The organism is Teredinibacter waterburyi (assembly GCF_001922985.1).
In the GTDB taxonomy this organism is placed as follows: Bacteria; Pseudomonadota; Gammaproteobacteria; order Pseudomonadales; family Cellvibrionaceae; genus Teredinibacter; species Teredinibacter waterburyi.
The window spans coordinates 1-816 of record NZ_MRUH01000130.1 but is presented as its reverse complement, the minus strand read 5'-3'; the positions used below and the strand labels follow the sequence as shown (position 1 = coordinate 816).

Sequence of the window (816 nt, the reverse complement as noted above, 5' to 3'; positions counted from 1 at the left end):
GCGTTCACGTTTCTAGCTTTTGGTTTTTCTTGTATTCGTAGTTGTAACTCTATTTTCTACGGTTTTTAGTACAGGTGTAAATCTAGGCTAATCTCAATAGTTGTTGGTAATAGCTTTAGGTTTTAAGTCTAAATCTAATCTATTTTTATTAAATTTATGGCTTTGTTGTGTGTGGTGAACGGGTTGTTTTGTATGTATAGAAAGTCGCATAACAAAGCTATCGTAGGGACATTTATTGCTACGCTCCGTTTTGGGGTGGCTTCGCCACTTTACCCCAAAACTCCACTCCACAATAAATGCCCCACATAGCGGCGTTAAGTGCACAGACTATGAAGAAATACTTTTCGACATTCTTGGTTCTAATGATGGTTGGATGTGCTAGCCATCAATCATATGTGGGTGTTGTTACAAACTGTGAAAATAAGCCGATTGCAAGTGCAACGGTTGAAGCTTGGAAGAATCAATGGTTACCGTTTCATCTGCCAGTACGACTTGGAGAAACCCAAACTGATGAAGACGGAGTATTCACATTAAATACGGAAAAGGGGGCAAGCTTCTTTGTATACTCAGGTAAACAAATGGTACTTTCAAGCCACCCTAATAAATCAGAGAGTAGTTGTGCCAAATAAAGCACTTAACAAAGCAAAACAGCATCAGTCGCTGCGCTCCTTGGACAGCCTTGCCGTCGCTTTTTTTATGCATGGCTTCGCCATTTTCGCACAAAAAAACCAACAGCAAGTCTGCCGCTGTTTGCGGCGTTATGCGTCTTAACGGCTGGTAGAGTAGGGCTTGGAATTCATTGGTGTTGTTTACGGT

Annotated in this window: 2 protein-coding genes; one reads left to right on the top strand and one right to left on the bottom strand. The window is 41.2% G+C overall.

Annotated features, from left to right (window positions below):
* Positions 1-329 precede the first annotated feature (329 nt).
* Entirely contained in the window at positions 330-629 is a 300-nt protein-coding gene (locus IDZ20_RS10840) for a hypothetical protein (protein ID WP_188151456.1), read from the top strand.
* On the opposite strand, the gene IDZ20_RS16225 is transcribed toward IDZ20_RS10840, so the two are convergent.
* A partial coding sequence (locus tag IDZ20_RS16225) for a hypothetical protein (RefSeq protein ID WP_223144946.1) occupies positions 598-816 on the bottom strand: 219 nt, incomplete at its 5' end. The genes IDZ20_RS10840 and IDZ20_RS16225 overlap by 32 nt on opposite strands.

Excerpts from the sequence above, each read along its gene's own strand:
- IDZ20_RS10840 (WP_188151456.1), top strand. The coding sequence starts at position 330 with ATGAAGAAATACTTTTCGACATTCTTGGTTCTAATGATGGTTGGATGT.